Origin of the sequence: Nostoc sp., assembly GCF_036919595.1 — a bacterium.
Classification (GTDB): Bacteria; Cyanobacteriota; Cyanobacteriia; order Cyanobacteriales; family Nostocaceae; genus Nostoc.
Window position 1 is genome coordinate 22,728 of sequence record NZ_JBALCO010000080.1, and the last position, 15,371, is coordinate 38,098.

General features: G+C 43.2%; 15 protein-coding genes. 8 read left to right on the forward strand and 7 right to left on the reverse strand.

Annotated elements, in window-relative coordinates:
- The first annotated feature begins 33 nt into the window (after positions 1-33).
- The 3 genes from V7K21_RS11440 to V7K21_RS11450 all read left to right on the forward strand — a co-directional run bounded on the left by V7K21_RS11440 (position 34) and on the right by V7K21_RS11450 (position 3,270).
- The gene (locus V7K21_RS11440; protein ID WP_335174255.1) at positions 34-540 is read left to right on the forward strand and encodes a pentapeptide repeat-containing protein; all 507 of its coding nucleotides are present in this window, start codon (positions 34-36) and stop codon (positions 538-540) included.
- Between the two features lie 459 nt (positions 541-999).
- Positions 1,000-2,604, forward strand: coding sequence for a murein biosynthesis integral membrane protein MurJ (gene murJ / locus V7K21_RS11445; protein WP_335174257.1), 1,605 nt, complete (start codon positions 1,000-1,002; stop codon positions 2,602-2,604).
- Positions 2,605-2,757: 153 nt separating this feature from the next.
- Complete coding sequence (locus tag V7K21_RS11450; protein WP_335174258.1) at positions 2,758-3,270, forward strand: outer membrane beta-barrel protein; 513 nt, start codon at positions 2,758-2,760, stop codon at positions 3,268-3,270.
- A 183-nt stretch (positions 3,271-3,453) separates the two neighbouring features.
- On the opposite strand, the gene V7K21_RS30670 is transcribed toward V7K21_RS11450, so the two are convergent.
- Both V7K21_RS30670 and V7K21_RS11455 read right to left on the reverse strand, forming a co-directional pair.
- Positions 3,454-3,813 (reverse strand): winged helix-turn-helix domain-containing protein, encoded by a 360-nt coding sequence (locus V7K21_RS30670; protein ID WP_442948870.1) that lies wholly within the window; start codon positions 3,811-3,813, stop codon positions 3,454-3,456.
- A 69-nt stretch (positions 3,814-3,882) separates the two neighbouring features.
- Entirely contained in the window at positions 3,883-4,083 is a 201-nt protein-coding gene (locus tag V7K21_RS11455) for a hypothetical protein (protein WP_335174260.1), read from the reverse strand.
- Positions 4,084-4,182: 99 nt separating this feature from the next.
- Here V7K21_RS11455 and V7K21_RS11460 point away from each other — a divergent pair, with 99 nt between their 5' ends.
- Positions 4,183-4,467, forward strand: a complete 285-nt coding sequence (locus V7K21_RS11460) for a hypothetical protein (RefSeq protein ID WP_335174262.1) — start codon at positions 4,183-4,185, stop codon at positions 4,465-4,467.
- Positions 4,468-4,819: 352 nt separating this feature from the next.
- Here the strand turns inward: V7K21_RS11460 and V7K21_RS11465 are convergent, their stop codons facing one another.
- Both V7K21_RS11465 and V7K21_RS11470 read right to left on the reverse strand, forming a co-directional pair.
- Complete coding sequence (locus tag V7K21_RS11465; RefSeq protein ID WP_335174264.1) at positions 4,820-7,759, reverse strand: DUF3769 domain-containing protein; 2,940 nt, start codon at positions 7,757-7,759, stop codon at positions 4,820-4,822.
- Between the two features lie 196 nt (positions 7,760-7,955).
- On the reverse strand, positions 7,956-8,072 hold the full coding sequence (locus tag V7K21_RS11470; RefSeq protein ID WP_273769737.1) for a photosystem II reaction center protein I: 117 nt from the start codon (positions 8,070-8,072) through the stop codon (positions 7,956-7,958).
- Between the two features lie 363 nt (positions 8,073-8,435).
- On the opposite strand from V7K21_RS11470, the gene V7K21_RS11475 reads away from it, so the two are divergent.
- Complete coding sequence (locus V7K21_RS11475) at positions 8,436-8,657, forward strand: hypothetical protein (protein ID WP_335174266.1); 222 nt, start codon at positions 8,436-8,438, stop codon at positions 8,655-8,657.
- On the opposite strand, the gene V7K21_RS11480 is transcribed toward V7K21_RS11475, so the two are convergent.
- The 3 genes from V7K21_RS11480 to V7K21_RS11490 all read right to left on the reverse strand — a co-directional run bounded on the left by V7K21_RS11480 (position 8,631) and on the right by V7K21_RS11490 (position 10,516).
- Positions 8,631-9,332, reverse strand: coding sequence for an acyltransferase (locus V7K21_RS11480; protein WP_335174268.1), 702 nt, complete (start codon positions 9,330-9,332; stop codon positions 8,631-8,633). The two genes, V7K21_RS11475 and V7K21_RS11480, sit on opposite strands and share 27 nt — an antisense overlap.
- Before the next feature lie 408 nt (positions 9,333-9,740).
- Positions 9,741-9,881, reverse strand: coding sequence for a hypothetical protein (locus tag V7K21_RS11485; protein ID WP_335174270.1), 141 nt, complete (start codon positions 9,879-9,881; stop codon positions 9,741-9,743).
- 470 nt (positions 9,882-10,351) lie between these two features.
- Positions 10,352-10,516 carry a hypothetical protein gene (locus V7K21_RS11490; RefSeq protein ID WP_179063512.1) on the reverse strand — a complete coding sequence of 55 codons (165 nt, stop codon included), beginning with the start codon at positions 10,514-10,516 and terminating at the stop codon, positions 10,352-10,354.
- Between the two features lie 558 nt (positions 10,517-11,074).
- Between V7K21_RS11490 and V7K21_RS11495 the strand changes: the two genes are divergently transcribed.
- The 3 genes from V7K21_RS11495 (at position 11,075) to V7K21_RS11505 (ending at position 15,290) form a co-directional block, all read left to right on the forward strand.
- Positions 11,075-11,398 carry a hypothetical protein gene (locus V7K21_RS11495; RefSeq protein WP_335174272.1) on the forward strand — a complete coding sequence of 108 codons (324 nt, stop codon included), beginning with the start codon at positions 11,075-11,077 and terminating at the stop codon, positions 11,396-11,398.
- A 591-nt stretch (positions 11,399-11,989) separates the two neighbouring features.
- Positions 11,990-14,554 carry an alpha-glucan family phosphorylase gene (gene glgP / locus V7K21_RS11500; RefSeq protein ID WP_335174275.1) on the forward strand — a complete coding sequence of 855 codons (2,565 nt, stop codon included), beginning with the start codon at positions 11,990-11,992 and terminating at the stop codon, positions 14,552-14,554.
- A gap of 190 nt (positions 14,555-14,744) precedes the next feature.
- Positions 14,745-15,290: a hypothetical protein gene (locus tag V7K21_RS11505; protein ID WP_335174277.1), complete on the forward strand. Its 546-nt coding sequence runs from the start codon at positions 14,745-14,747 to the stop codon at positions 15,288-15,290.
- Positions 15,291-15,371 lie beyond the last annotated feature (81 nt).

Genomic DNA, 15,371 nt, shown 5'->3' on the forward strand with positions numbered 1-15,371 from the left:
AGCTAGCTGTGCGCCTCTACAAATAATAAAGTTATGAAAAAGATTTTACTTCGCTTTTTTGGTTTAATTGTAATTTTAATACTAGCATTTTTGTGGATAATACTTAGTCCAAAACCAGTTTTTGCTCAACTAAATACAATCAACTACAACAATATAAATTTAGAAAATCGTGACTTTTCTAATGCTGATTTGGCAGGTGTGACTTTTGTAGCAGCAGAAATGCGAGGGGCAAATTTCCAAGGAGCGAATTTAACCAACGCAATTCTCACTAAAGGAGTTTTATTAAAAGCAAATTTGGAAGGCGCGAACCTGAGCGGCGCTTTAGTTGATCGCGTGACTATGGATAGTGCTAACCTAAAAAATGCCATTTTTACAGAAGCAACTTTGACAAGCAGCCGCTTTTACGATGCCGAAATTACAGGCGCTGATTTTACAGACGCTTTGATTGACCGTTATCAAGTGTCACTATTGTGTGAAAGAGCCGATGGGGTAAATTCAATTACGGGTGTGTTAACGCGAGACAGTTTGGGTTGTAAGTAAAGAATCTCAGTATTGAGCATAAAAACAAATCAAAGCAGTTATGATGCCTTAGAGGAACAGAAGAAACCTCTACCTCTCCTCGTTCCCTTACGATCTGACCCCTTTTAAATCGTTATCTAACTAACTTGTAATTCGCTGTATTATAGCAATCTCAGGAATTTAATTTTGAGCGTAGGCATAGCCCGCCCAACTCTTGGAGACGCTCTTGGTAGCAAGATCCCCGTAGGAGTACGGCAAAGCTACTTCGTACTACTTCGGCTCCTTTCGGCTTACCTCGGCTTCCCTTGGAGACGCTGTTGCGTTCGCTAGACACAAGCCGCTCAAGGCCCCTCTGTACAAGTCAGTGACCACCGTAGGCATTTAAAATCACTAATTCGTCAAAATTTACCTGACAAACTGCGGGATTTCAGGTTAAATGTTTTAAAGTATGCACTCTGCAAGAGTTGTCGGGTATTATTCGTGACACAACAAGACCAAAAACCCTCTCGTTCTTTCGCTGGAATTGCTGGCATTGTTGCCGCAGCTACATTAATTAGTAAAGTTTTCGGTTTAGTGCGGCAGCAAGCGATCGCTGCCGCTTTTGGTGTTGGTGCAGCTGCCACTGCCTATAGTTATGCCTATATTATCCCTGGCTTTATATTAATATTACTAGGTGGCGTAAACGGCCCATTACACAGTGCAATTGTCAGCGTTTTAGCCAAGCGTCGGCGAGAAGAAGCGGCTCCCCTAGTGGAAACTGTGACAACGCTGGTGGGTGGATTGCTGTTATTGGTGACAGTTGCTCAGATTTTCTTTGCAGATGCAATCATTGATTTCGTCGGTCAAGGTTTGCAAGAGACAACCAGAGCGATCGCAATTCAACAAATCCGGATTATGGCACCGATGGCTTTATTTGCCGGTTTAATTGGCATTGGCTTCGGTACTCTCAATACAGCCAATCAATATTGGTTACTCTCTATTAGTCCTTTATTATCCAGTATTACCGTTGTTGGCGGTCTTGGTATCTTGGCTATGGAACTGGGCAAGGACATTATTAAGCCGGAGTCCGCTTTAATCGGTGGAATGGTGTTAGCTTGGGGAACCTTGGCAGGAGCCATTCTCCAATGGTTAGTGCAGCTAATTGTCCAGTGGCGGTTAGGATTAGGCACATTACGCCTGCGGTTTGAGTTTAAATCTCCAGGCGTTCAAGAAGTAATTAAAATCATGACTCCGGCAACAATTTCCTCTGGAATGATGCCAATTAATGTTGCCACCGACCTTTATTTTGCCAGTCCTATCCCTGGTGCTGCGGCAGGATTTAACTATGCAAATCTATTAGTACAAACTCCTTTAGGGATTATTTCTAATATTATTTTGCTGCCCCTATTACCTATATTTGCCAAACTAGCCGGCCCAGAAAATTGGCCAGAGTTAAAATTACGCATTCGCCAAGGATTGCTACTGACTGCCTTCACCATGCTACCGTTAGGGGCGCTGATGGTGGCACTATCTGTACCTATTGTGCAGGTGGTATATGAGCGCGGTGCTTTCAAGCCAGAAGCTACACAGCTAGTTTCATCCTTGTTAGTCGCTTATGGGATTGGAATGTTTGTCTATTTGGGACGTGATGTATTGGTGCGGGTATTCTATGCTTTAGGCGATGGACAGACACCTTTTCGCATCAGTGTTTTTAACATCTTGCTCAACATTTTATTAGATTCGTTTTTCGTTAAACCTTTTGGCGCTCCCGGTTTGGTGTTGGCAACAGTGGGTGTAAATTGCAGCTCAATGTTAATGCTGTTATGGTTGCTTGATCACAAACTTAATGGTTTACCTTGGCGTGAGTGGAGTTTGCCGATTTTGGGTTTGACTGCTGGTAGCGTAGTAGCTGGGGTAGCAAGCTATGGAACTTTGGTTAGTTCTCAGCAGTTGTTAGGTAAAACGGGTTTACTGATATTGCTGTTGCAGTTGTGTGTATCTGGCTTCGTGGGGATTGCAGTGTTTGCTGCGATCGCTTCATCAATGAAAATAGCAGAGGTGAATATTTTTATATTTCGTCTACGTCAGCGCTTTTTGAAGAAGTAACTATTATTTGAAAATTTCAGTTGGTACACCCATTTGGGTGATTAATAATTCAGCCATTTGGGTGAGCCAAATGTGCGAGGTTACATTTTGTAAAAAAAGAGATTCTAGTACTAGAGAACATTGATTTTACTTAACTCTAGTAAGAAGAATTCTATGAAACTTACAAAATTAGCTACGTCTTTCCTTGCTGTTGCTTCCATTATCCTCTCAGCGGGAATTGCTTCTGCTCAAACTGCGGGTACAAACGGCAATTACATCGGTGCTGGTGTTGCTGTTGGTGCAACCAGTGGCGGACAAGGAAACGATGAGGCACAACTTGGGGGTAATATTCAAGGACGGTACGCCGTTCCCAAAACACCTCTTTCACTACGGGGTTCTGTGCTGTATGGTGGTGATGCTGCCGCAATTATGCCCATACTGACTTACGATGCGCCCATCGCCAAAAATACTAACGTTTACTTCGGTGGTGGTTATTCTTTTGTGACTGACGAAGGTCAAAAAACCCCATTGGGCAATCAGAATGCACCTGTTGTCACCCTTGGTATTGAATCAGAAATTAGAAACAATGTCATTGCTTATGGCGATACTAAATGGGGTATTGACGCCTACAAAAATAGTGATGCTGATGCTGTCAGCTTTCAAGCTGGATTAGGCTATCGCTTCTAGTGATTACAAGCTAGAAAACGGCTTATTCGGAAACTAAAGCAATGATGTTTGCCAGCCGTAATAGTAATTCATTCATCATATCTGAGTATTCATACTCAGATATGAACTTTTTTTTAAACCACGTCTATCTTGAATGAACCCGTCCAATTAATTCAGCAGATAAGTGTTATTATGTATGATTTATTACATTTGTACGCAACCATTGCCAGAGGTGTTCGACAGGCATATAGCTTTATTTAACAGTTTCCGCGCTTTCTTCCATGAAAATCCGAAATTCTTCAGAGTCTTACGCACTGATTCACGACAACATTTGAGATTAAATTGATGATTGTCAATCCAAGCTACTAAACGCTTCAACGTCCAACCAGGTAAGAACTCTTGATTGAGCTTTTTTTGCTGAGGTGCTGTTGATGCCAGTTCTAAGGTTTTACGAATCTCTTTATCAACTGCTTTCTGTATCTGTTTTGAAAAAGGGGGGGATGACCACCTGTATGTTGATACCGCAGTACTTCTATACCTGAAATATTGTAACGATGTACCCACTCCATGATTGTCTAGGGGTTGCGTCTTGTTGAGCGACCTACCTATGTTGCGCTTTTTCCATTACATATCTTATACAGTGCCATCAAACGTTCGCTCCTTCCGAGGATAATTTGCTTTTAACGCCTCTTGTCTCAATATTGAGCTACTTTGATTCCAGCGATCGCACTCTACTTTAAGCATCCTCCTTTTGTTCTCTACTACACCCACTTCTTCAGAGTAATATTTTTTCTGGCAAAACTCCAGTTCTGAATATGGATGAGGTTTAATCATTTTTATTTATGATTTTGAGAAAAAATTATATTGGCTAGTATTCATCCTTTCTCTTAAAATAAAATGAATAATCGCTAATACACGTATAATATATTACTCATGAAAAAGATTAATCCCATTCCAGAAATACTGGGTGAAACAACTGACGTGGAATCTTGGCTAATTCGGGCTGGGCTAAGATTTTCAGACTTAGGTGATGATGCCGCCAGTATAGCAATCCGTAAGCAATGGCGAGAGTACCAAGCCGCAGTTCAAAGATGCTGTGCAACTTTACACCAACCACCTTCACGTGTTCAATTAAGCGGCGATTATGCCAACCTGAGAATACCTGGTAGTGCATTAACCAATTGTGCGATCGGCTATCGAGTCGTGCCAAGTCCTTAGATTGGGCAAAAGATAGAAAATCAGAAAAAAGAAAGTATCCATTGTGACTAGAGAATCAAGTGTCGGGTAGGGTAACTGATAACTATTTAACCGTGCCAATTTTAGATTAAAAACTATTTCGGTTCATGCCCCGCCCCGTTCATTTTGATTTTAAATTGAAAAATTGTTCAAATAAAAACACAGCGGCCTCTAAGTATTTTCTTCCAATCTAAAATCTAAAATCGTTCGACTGAGCGTAGCCGTTCGCGTAGCGTTCCGCAGGAAAGTCTAAAATCTAAAATTGATTGCCTTAAGCCAAAAAGTGGTCGGGGTAAATTCCATTATCCAAAATTTAAAATCCAAAATCGATTGACTAATAATCCTGTTGCACGCCACCTACTACTGGCTTAATTTCAGAAAATGGATCAGTGCCGCCACCCCAGTTAAAATCACTAATTCGGATGGTGAAGCCACCTAACTCCAGCACTGGATTGTAACGGAAGGTGATGCCATAGGTGCGACGGTTATATTCCACAATGTAGTCGGTGCTAGCTTCTTTACCAGTATCCAAGTTAACAGATGTTTGAAAGCCTAAGCGAAAAGGGCCGTAGACCTGCTGTGATATCCCAGCGCTCAACACTTTGTTATCAACGGAGCGATCAAACAAAAAGGGTGATAATCCGTTATTTAAGCCTTGAGAGTAACTAATATTAAAGGCGGTATAGTCTAAAAAAGGTCGAGAGAAATGACCAATTTGCCCTTGTAAGCCAATTGTAGCAGTTAGGGTGCTTTGGTCATCACCATTGGTATAATAACTGGTAGTGCCTGTAAGACCACCGGACGCTTGCAAGTAAGGAACTACAGGGTTAGCAGTGTATCGTAATCCCTCAGTGGCAGTGGGTGGTAATGGTTTTCCCCGCCACAGCGACAGCCCTTTACTGAGGGTAGCGCTGGCTTGTAGACGACCTAGTGAGACGCGATCGTTTTCCCGCACTGGTTTTAGTAAGTCTTGGCGATCGGTGTTGGCATTGATATATCGAGCGCTTGCCTGATAGGTGAGGTTGATACCACTTTTTCCTAAAGGAATCACAGGAGAGGTAATAATGCCGCCAAGACTGCTCTGGACAGTTTGAAAGCCGAGAGTACCGTTGTAGAGACGATCACGGTAGTTATATTGCAGATTCAAGATATGGGGAAGGGAAGTCCCTAATATTTGGCGCAATCCCAAATTCACCCGCAAATTATCTTCCACCTTGTTCAAGTCAAAACTAGTTAGCTCCCCAGTCCCCTGAATTACTGCTCGTGGACTCAAAACAGAATTTATCTTTGTCTTCACAGCAAACAGTGCGCCTAAGTCACCCGTGCCTTCTTGTATACCTCTCTGTACTAGCAACTGGGGCGTGATCGTCCAACTAGTCTGATCTGTAGTGATCACTGGAAAACCACGCTCAATATACAAACCACCCCGATCTTTTCCATCATAGCCGGGGGAAACTATTGCAGGTGTAACGTCTCGCTCCCGGCGGTCAATAGTCCGCTCATTCACCGGAATTGGTAAGGAGAGCCTTTGATCAAATACCAAACGCTGTCGCTGTGTCCTGATGCGGTCTACCAAGGGTGATTCTCGCGTCAAAGTTACTGTATCTGCCCGTAATTCTAATTCTGGCGGTGAAAAAGGATCATTGGTGATGCGGACATCCCTTGCTTGCCAGCCTTGCGGATAGAAGTCAATGTGTTCAGCTTCAAACCTGAGCCGCTTGACTACACCCCCTGATTTTGGTGGCGGGATGTTGGTAGCGCCTGTCTGACCACCAATTGTCACATCAATTCCTCCAGGGCTGCTCACACCGGAAACGGGCTGATTGGCTAAAATGCGATCGCTGGGCGGACGTTTTGGGACTCCACCAGCACTTATATCCGTGGATAAGAAAGCAAAATCTGTTTGTGCTGAGGGTACGTAAATTTCTCCTCTACCATTTAGCAGTTCCCCACTATCTTGAACAAAGTTATAGGTAAAGCGTTGTCCACGCAGTATCTGATCACCCCGTGTTAAAGTTACGTTGCCTTCCCCCGCAGCGATCAAGTTGTCTAAATTGACTTGCAGGCGGTCGGCATCCACCACTGCCCCATCAAATCGCACAACTACATTCCCAACAGCTGTAATAATTCGCCGTTGCTCGTCATATTCTTGCCGATCTGAAGTAACTTCCACAATTCTCGGTCTGGCTGGCGGCGTGCTGACTGGCGCAGTTGTACCAGATGGTTGACCTTGTGGCTTATTAGTAGTATCCACCTGTGGTGTAGGTGTTGGTACTTGAGCTTGTTGCTGGATTTGGGAATTGAATTCTACAGTGAGGGGCGTTGAGAGTTGGTTTGTCGGACTGCGAGACTTGAATTTTATAAAATTTTGTACTAATTGAGAACTTGGTGCAAGATCAGCAGCAGATACAGAGATATTGTCTCTTCCTAGAGACTGTGGTGCAGTAATATCACTTTGCTGTTTTTGCTGGTTTAACTTCTCAGCTAAAATTTCCGCCTTGGATTCGACTAACCTGTTGCTGTTTGTGAGACTTGGGGCAATTTGAAGAGGACGCAAAGATTGGGCGACTTGAGGACTTGGGGAAACTCTATAGCTAAAGCTACCATTTAATAATGTTTGTTTTTCTCCATCACTAGAGTTGGGATCTGGCGATCGCTCACCGAGTTTTTGAGAAGGTTCACGTTTTGCGTCTTTCCACGCCACTTGGTTCAAGGTCGAGAACTCTCCGAAGTTGGGATGTTTGACCACAAGCCGCTTTACATCTAGGTTGGAAGCCTCAGATCCAACTTTTGTTGGCAATGCAGTGGCTTCTGTTTGCGTCTTCTGTTTGTGCAGCGACAACCTGAGCAGAAGATCCGAGCGTCGACGTCCGGCGCTCAGACTTGTCTTTGTGTCTTCTTTATCTTGGCGATTAGAGGTTTTAACTTCCTGCGTGGGATAACCAACAACCAGCGACTGCCCCAAAAGTGCAGCACTTCCAGGTGCGGTGATCGGGGAAATTTCTGGTGGATGGGATAGAGAAGGAGTTTTGACAACTACCAAGTCATCCTGGGTTGAGTTGATTTCAGTTGGCAATGGCGGATTACTGTTGGTGTCACTCACAATTGCCAACTGAGTCAAATCTTTGGGCTGCTTGGATTTGTCTGTCTTTTCCTGCATCCCAGTCTCTACAACTGAAAGAAACTTTGTATGACTTGCAGATGAGGCGGGATTTATAGGTTGTAAAGATTCGAGGATCGGAGGCGGATCGGGTGGCAGAACTGGATGAAGCATATTTGAGCAAAATCGGGCTAACAAACAGCCAAATGACGGACGGAAGGATAAATATACATTATTGCCTTCCGACTGTCGCCTTCTGCTACCTGCAGCAAGCCACTTGGAGGAGGAAACTTACTAGGCGAAAGTTTAGTAAGTTTCCGTGGCGTTTAGTATCTTCCACCTTCCAAAGTCGCGGATGATTTATCGCCTTTTACTCTGAGTCCCGACGGCCGGGATTACGAGCTGGGTCGTTCGACAAAAATCCGAAGACGAAGATAATTACGAAGAAGGCAACAACAATATAAACAGCGATTTTTAAAGTCAGCATAGAAATATCTCCAAGGGGTAAGACAAAGAAAGCTTTTCTTTCAGGATCTGCCATGCAGAAAAGATAGCTCCTTTATATTACCCAAATCTCGTCCCTTTTTTAGAGGACTCTGGGGACTTGGAGATTAGGAACTAGCAGTGCCTACCCTACAGTTATTGAGAATGGTGCAAGATGTCAGTTGTCTGACTTTTAGATGCCCTTAAAAAATAACTCAGAGACTGTTTACTGTTGTGACGTTAACTGACGGCAAAGGTTTCCCAAAAAAGGTAACAGGTTATAGCTTACAGGGGATAGTTAATATTCCCAATGCCCCATGACGCCACTTGCTTCTCCCTACAGCCCTTCTCAAGACAGGAGACGCTCTTGCGTTCGGGCATCCTACGGCAGCTAGTCTCTGGCAATGTGAGAAAAGGAGCCACTCGCTTAGAGGAGTTTTCCCAAGTAGAGTCGCCAGCCGTCTGGGCGGGCTGGCGACTTGAGCGGACTGGCGTCAAGTGGCGTCAGACGCGCAAGGGACAAGTCGGGGAACCCTCTTGGGCGCAGTGGCTTCCCGATGCCCTATTTTTCAACTTGAACTTTTGCTAGGTCTTTGCCAATTCGCTTTTTGATTACTCGTGCAGGTATGCCTACAGCAATGGAAAAAGGAGGAATATCTTTATTGACAACTGCTCCCGCACCAATAACACTGCCTTTACCGATAGTAACCCCATCTAATACCGTTACTCCATGCCCTAGCCAACAGTCATCCTCAATCACAATTCCCTTGCGAGTAACACCTTGATATTTAATCAGCTCCATCGGATCAGCAAAATTATGATTATTGGCATATATCCCTGAGTGGGCAGCAATCATGCAATGTTTGCCAATTATAATGTCTCCTGGTCCTTCAATACACACGTTGGGAGCAATGAAGGTGTCTTCATCAATATGTATACACGTATCTTCCAAAGACCCTATATCAACGTTACGCTCAATAGCAACTCTATTTCCTAGATGAATTCTATTATTTTTGTGTCCTCTAGCATCCATCCGTACACCCTTAAAAATATATACTCCACTGCCTATCTCAATACAAGAGGTACCGTTAAATTCAACACCATTTTGAATATAAACTGGGCTGCCTATTTGAGCAAAAATACTACGATATCCCAAATTACGCAACTTCGGACCTAGAATGAGTGTAGGAATATCCCCTAACACAGTAGTTACTAAAAGTTCTTGCACGCGCTGCAATTTTGAAACATATTGCTCGTTATGCATGGCTACATATCTCTTCAATCAATTGTTGTTGACAGTATTGAAAGTTGTTTTGGCTGTATCCTAATCTTCTGCCAATACCAATAATTTTTGTATTTCTTAATACATCAGGTAAGTTGGCAGTATTACCGAAATTTACCCATATTTTTAAATGGTTTTCCAGATGTTGGAAAACTAAAGTCTAGCTTTGACTATGTGAGCAATTCTTTAATTTAAGTGCGATAGAATTACTCAATTGATATACACAATTGATTTGGGTCGCTAGAAGCTTTTATACCAGTCTATCAATTTTGGATTTTGGATTTTGGATTTTGGTGAAGCAGCCCGGTCTTAGGGGTTTCCTCCATGAGCGACTGCTGTTAGCGAGGAACGAGCGTCACCCGAAGGGATTGACCTTTAATACTTCGGCTCCTATACCTCGGCAACTCTTGGAGACGCTGCGCGTAGCTTGCTTCCCCGTAGGGATACGCTCAAGGCAAGTCGCTCAGTGTTAAAGCTGAGCAAACTTGTACTGAGAATCTCGGCTTGCTTCTCTTCGAGAGGCTGCGTCAACGACTGTACTCAACACAAGTCGCTCAATGGAGTCGGCGTCGAAGTAGTCGAGGCTTTAATTCTTCAATCCTTTAATCTAAAATCTAAAATTGGCACAGTCAAGGCACATGACAATTTTGCTTCTTTTTTACCAGTTCAATTAATCAAACAATATCAGTGCATTGCAGAGTCAAATATCAGACTATTAAATTATCTGATGGGTAAATTTGCTGGTTTAAATAGGCTACTGTTTTGGTTATCCGATAAATTTGAAACGCTTGTTACGCAACTAGGGATGGAGTTGTTTGCCTTGAAGCTACTTTATGTCAGGCAGTTTTAGCCTTTTTAAACAACTCAGTTCCACAAGCTATTATGCAACAAAAAATACATTTGACTAGACTATATTTAAAGTTTAGAAAAAATTTCTGCCTAGCATGGCAATGTAATTATTGTTGGATTTTTCTGGGTATTTTTGCCCAAAGAAAACCCAATTAGGGTGGATTATCTCCCACATCAGCCATCACATTGAAATTAACCATCGGTGCAAACAAGTAAGCGCTTCCCCGACTGCTATGACGGCTTTCTTGCAACGAATTTCTAGAGTATGCTGCTCCAATCATGTTGCACACAGATGATTTACAGACTAACCAGTTCACGTTTGTAATTACATGAATGGTTTTTAATAACAATTGTTTTTAACGATAACACATTTTATTTTTAGTGGAACACTCTCAAGAAATAAGTTGATTTCCAAGTTGCTTATTGATGAGAATAATGGAAATCAATTAACTTTTTCACTTAAGTGATCGCTACCTAAACTAATTTTATACACTTAGATAAAATCCATTGAAGATGGGAAGTTGAAAAATGCTATAAGCGGTTAATTGGCATTTTTGTCCATATTTCTATCGTTGCTTGTCCAAGTTATTTTATGATTGGGCGTTCAACTCAGAATGATATTTACTATACTTATGACACCCTCTTCTTAAAAATGCTAAAAATATTCCTCTTGCCTATTACTTATATTTAAAACATTGTAAATCACCCATTCGGGTGATCCAAGCGGGTGATGCGTGCTTGGCACTACTCATTATAAATTTAATTTTATCGAGAGAAAGCTAAAACATAGCTTAGTTTTCAGGATAAGTCCACAAAACAACATCAAATTGCTCAAATTGAGGTATCGGTTTTAACTCACACACTTGGTTCAAATTATGGCTTTAATTAAAGAAATTGTCGAAGAAGCTCTAACTATCGGCTATCTGAGTGTTGTAGCTGAAGATCAACTGCGATCGCAACTTCAAAGTAATTATGATTCAGAAGACCTAGATGCCTGGATCATTTTACAGCGAGCTATTGCGGCGGGTGATGTCAAGCAAGAGTCGCGCCGAAAAAAAGCTTCCCTCTCTCCTAAAGCTAAAGACGCTTCATCGAGTATCAAACTTGCTTATCAAATGGCAGCGGAGATTGCTTATGCAGCAGCTGTGGCTTTGTCAATGACAAAAAATACCAAAGATCAGCCTTCATTGGGCGCGTAAAATAATACGGTAAGAAGTTATTTTCCTGATTTAGGATCAAAAATTATACCAAGTAGTTAGCGTCGGCGTAGCCCGCACTTCTCTACGAGACGCTGCGCGAACGCCAAGCTCAGTGACCACCGCAGGCATCGCTTTTCCTGGTTAATTGCTTGGTAAAGTTTTCATGGATTATTTATGGGGTTTACCTTCTGCCTTCTGACACTACTTCTTTGGCGGCGCCATTTTATTAAAAAATAATTAAAAATTTAATTTTCCTGGATACAGCTATGGGAAATTTTCACCCTCAGCTAAGACCTAGAATTGATCCCCGGAAGCAATACTAAAAAAAATATAAATTATTTATTCAAAACTAGATTTTTTTTAAGTGATCCAGTGCCAGTAAATGATTAAATCTTAATATACCAAGTACATGGCTGAGGGTAAGGCATAGAATTAGAAACACCTTGGTGTAAGCTTTAGCAACGAGGTAAAGAATAATTCTCAATACTTAACAAAGTCATCGCTTTTTCACAAAATACAGTATAAAGAATTGGCAACATTGGTAAAGAGAGTAAACAATAACCATAGCTAAACTTGGAGTTTTGCCAACCTATGCAGCCAATTCGCACATTTAACGTATCCCCTTCACTACCGCCGCGACTCGAACCACTGCGGCGGCTGGCACAGAACTTGCACTGGGATTGGAATGTTGAAACTAAAGATTTATTTCGTCGCTTAGACTCTGACCTATGGGAGTCTAGCCATCACAACCCGGTGTTAATGTTAGGTACTATCTCTCAATCACGGCTTCTGGACGTTGTCGAAGATGAAGGCTTCCTAGCGCAAATGGATCGAGCTGACCGTCAGTTAGAAGATTATTTGCAAGAGCGCACGTGGTATCAGAAACAACGGGAACACAAACCAAAAGAATGCTACGCCTATTTTTCGGCGGAATTTGGACTTGTAGATTGTTTACCCGTCTATTCTGGGGGCTTGGGCGTTCTAGCGGGAGATCACCTCAAATCTGCCAGTGACTTGGGTCTACCGCTTGTAGGTGTAGGTTTACTGTACCAGCAAGGCTACTTTGCTCAGTACCTCAATGCCGATGGCTGGCAGCAGGAACGCTATCTGAGCAATGATTTCTACAATATGCCCTTGCATCTAGAGCGTAATCCAGATGGTTCAGAACTGCGGATTGCGGTAGATTATCCAGGACGCAAGGTGTATGCCAGAGTTTGGCGCGTACAGGTAGGAACGGTGCCCCTATATTTGATGGACACCAACATTGACCCCAACAATGTTTACGACCATGACATCACAGATCAGCTGTACGGTGGCGACATCGATATGCGTATCCACCAGGAAATCATGCTGGGGATCGGTGGTGTGCAAATGCTCAAAGCTTTGGGGCTGAAAGTCACCGCTTACCACATGAATGAAGGCCACGCCGCCTTCTCTGCCCTAGAGCGCATCCGCTTGCTGATTCAGGAAGAGGGACTCAATTATGCTCAAGCTAGACAGGTGGTGGCTTCCAGCAATATATTTACTACCCATACACCAGTACCGGCGGGGATTGACTTGTTCGCTCCCGAGAAAATGTTGTACTACCTGGGGTACTATGCAGAGATATTTGAGTTGCCCAAAGAGCAATTTTTAGGACTGGGGCGCGAGAATACAGGCGATTTATCTGGGCCTTTCAGTATGGCGGTGCTAGCGCTGAAGATGGCCACATTTTCTAACGGTGTTGCACAATTACATGGTGTAGTGTCGCGGCAAATGTTCCAGGGCTTGTGGCAGAATGTGCCCGTAGAGGAAGTGCCGATCGCAGCAATTACTAACGGTGTCCATGCCCGGAGTTGTGTTGCGAAATCGACTCAAGAATTGTATGATCGCTATTTGGGGCCAAATTGGTCATCAGCACCACCAGATAGCCCATTGTGGGAGCGGATGGACGCTATACCCGATGAGGAGTTGTGGCGCAATCACGAACGCTGCCGCTTAGATATGATTTTGTATGTGCGGGATCATTTGGTTAAGCATTTGAGTGATCGCGGCGCTTCTGCTTCCGAAATTATCCAAGCTCAAGAAGTTTTAGATCCTTACGCTTTCACCATTGGCTTTGCCCGTCGGTTTGCCACCTACAAACGCGCTACCCTCTGGATGCGTGATTTAGAACGCATTAAGCGGCTTTTACTGGCTAATAAAGACCGGAAAGTGCAATTCGTGATTGCTGGTAAGGCACATCCCAAGGATATTCCTGGTAAAGAACTGATCCGCGATATCAACCACTTTATCCGCGAACAAGATTTAGAAAAACAGGTAGTGTTTGTTCCCAATTACGACATTCACATATCCCGGTTGATGGTTGCGGGTTGCGATATCTGGTTAAACACACCGCGTCGTCCACGGGAAGCTTCTGGTACCAGTGGCATGAAAGCAGCAATGAATGGATTGCCGAATTTAAGTGTACTAGATGGCTGGTGGGATGAAGCTGATTACGTCCGCACAGGCTGGGCAATTGGACATGGAGAGAATTACGACGATCCCAACTACCAAGATGAAGTAGAAGCAAATGCTCTCTACGAGTTGTTAGAGAAGGAAGTTGTACCGCTATTTTATGAACATCGGGATACTGATGGCTTACCGCGTCCGTGGGTTGCGAAAATGAAGGATGCAATTCGGTTGAATTGTCCATTCTTTAATACAGCACGGATGGTAGGAGAATATGGCGAGCGAGCTTATTTTCCAGCTAGCGATCGCTATCATACCCTGACTGTTGATAACTATGCCCCGGCTAAAGAACTAGCTGCTTGGAAAGCAAAACTAGGTGAACACTGGTTCAACATCAAAATTAAAGATGTTGACGTATCGGCAGTTTCGGACATTGAGGTTAACCAAACTGTTACAATCAAAGCCAAAGTTGACTTGGCAACTTTGACGAATAATGATGTGCAGGTGGAGCTATACCAAGGTGCGATCGATCCCAATGGTGAGATTGTCAACGCTGTGTCAGTGGTAATGGATTACGAAGGTGAGGATGGACAGCAATTGGGTATTTACACGGGTAATATCACCTATACCGCTTCTGGTTTGCAAGGCTTGTCTTTGCGTGTATTGCCGAAAAATCAATACCTGGCTAATGCTTATGAACCAAGGTTGATTGCTTGGGCAGAGTAATAGTGCTGAGTAGTTATTGATTACTCAAGATTAGGCGTTGCTGATCTAAGTTTAGCAACGCCTTTTATTATGCTACGCAGTCACACCCAAAAAATAACTACTGCTAGAATTATTCCAGTCTCAGCTTTTTTTTGCTTCTTTTTCAACCCGTCGAACTCACGTCCTCTTAGGGGTTTCAAAGGCTATTTTTATGTCTCGTTCAAGTTTTCTAGTTACCCAAAACACAGTACAGATTCAGCAAGGCATCCTCGACTTCTACCTGAAAAAGGCTGACAGGTTTCGGGCGTACTTTCCAGGATGGCAGGAGTTAAGTGGCAACAGACCAGATTTTTTAGCGCTTGAGGAAGTGTCTGTACAACCTTGGTCAGGAATGGTGGGCTGTATAGTTGTTGAAGGCACTTTAACGCCAGCAGCAAGAGCGCTCATTCGAGAACGTGGAAAATTTGAGGAAGATGGCTGCTATGATTTTTTTGAACAGCTATGGAGCTATGAGTTAATCAATGACACTGAGGTGTTATTGCGGATCACAGACTTTTCAGTTTGGACGGTCTTCGCTACGCTAGATGAGCTACAGAGCTTGGAGAAAGAAAAGATTCCTGTCAGTGAATGGCAAGAAATTTCTTCTGAACCTGAGGAAGGAGTGACGCCACTGCCGATGGATGATGCTGTTTCAGAGCAATTCTTCGAGGCAATTAAGGAAGCGTTTAAGGAAGGGTTTTTTCCCAAACACAATTAACTACCAATCTACAATACCCCCATTGATTAGTCTAGTTTACTAGGGATAAGATATTGTGATCGCGTCGCAATATCTAAATCA

Bases quoted from the DNA above. Each gene is read 5' to 3' on its own strand.
- V7K21_RS11440 (WP_335174255.1), top strand. From the start codon at position 34: ATGAAAAAGATTTTACTTCGCTTTTTTGGTTTAATTGTAATTTTAATA.
- V7K21_RS11450 (WP_335174258.1), top strand. From the start codon at position 2,758: ATGAAACTTACAAAATTAGCTACGTCTTTCCTTGCTGTTGCTTCCATT.
- V7K21_RS11455 (WP_335174260.1), bottom strand. From the start codon at position 4,083: ATGATTAAACCTCATCCATATTCAGAACTGGAGTTTTGCCAGAAAAAA.
- V7K21_RS11460 (WP_335174262.1), top strand. From the start codon at position 4,183: ATGAAAAAGATTAATCCCATTCCAGAAATACTGGGTGAAACAACTGAC.
- V7K21_RS11465 (WP_335174264.1), bottom strand. From the start codon at position 7,759: ATGCTTCATCCAGTTCTGCCACCCGATCCGCCTCCGATCCTCGAATCT.
- V7K21_RS11470 (WP_273769737.1), bottom strand. From the start codon at position 8,072: ATGCTGACTTTAAAAATCGCTGTTTATATTGTTGTTGCCTTCTTCGTA.
- V7K21_RS11480 (WP_335174268.1), bottom strand. From the start codon at position 9,332: ATGCATAACGAGCAATATGTTTCAAAATTGCAGCGCGTGCAAGAACTT.
- V7K21_RS11495 (WP_335174272.1), top strand. From the start codon at position 11,075: ATGGCTTTAATTAAAGAAATTGTCGAAGAAGCTCTAACTATCGGCTAT.
- glgP (WP_335174275.1), top strand. From the start codon at position 11,990: ATGCAGCCAATTCGCACATTTAACGTATCCCCTTCACTACCGCCGCGA.
- V7K21_RS11505 (WP_335174277.1), top strand. From the start codon at position 14,745: ATGTCTCGTTCAAGTTTTCTAGTTACCCAAAACACAGTACAGATTCAG.